Source organism: Shewanella sp. N2AIL (genome assembly GCF_022690845.1).
GTDB classification, from domain to species: domain Bacteria; phylum Pseudomonadota; class Gammaproteobacteria; order Enterobacterales; family Shewanellaceae; genus Shewanella; species Shewanella baltica.
Window position 1 is genome coordinate 1 of the sequence record NZ_JALBYT010000094.1, and the last position, 388, is coordinate 388.

At 50.0% G+C, this 388-nt stretch carries 1 protein-coding gene; it reads left to right on the forward strand.

Going from position 1 to position 388, the window contains the following annotated elements; genetic code table 11:
• A partial coding sequence (locus MO387_RS20860) for a transposase domain-containing protein (RefSeq protein ID WP_242326514.1) occupies nt 1-388 on the forward strand: 388 nt, incomplete at both ends.

A 388-nucleotide genomic window follows, 5' to 3' on the forward strand; every position in this document is an offset into this window, starting at 1 on the left:
TCTGTTCGGTCACTCATCAACAAACTCGACATTGTTTTGCCGCAAGAGATTGATTATGTTGCACGCAGCGCCGTGACTCAGGCGCGTAAACGATTGGGCAGTGAGGTTATTCGAGAAGTGTTTAGTCGCAGCGCTAATACCTGGCACGCGAGAGCTGAACATCCTCATTGGTGCGGTCTTAACTTGTATGGTGTTGACGGTGTAGTGTGGCGGACACCCGATAGTGTCCAAAATCAAGCCGCCTTTGCGCGAACCGCAAACGCTTCAGGCGAAGCGGCTTATCCGCAAATTCGCATGGTTTGCTTGATGGAGTTAAGCAGCCATTTGTTGGTCAACAGCGCCTTTGATTCGGTTGCCGAAAATGAAATGAACTTAGCATCTCAGCTCA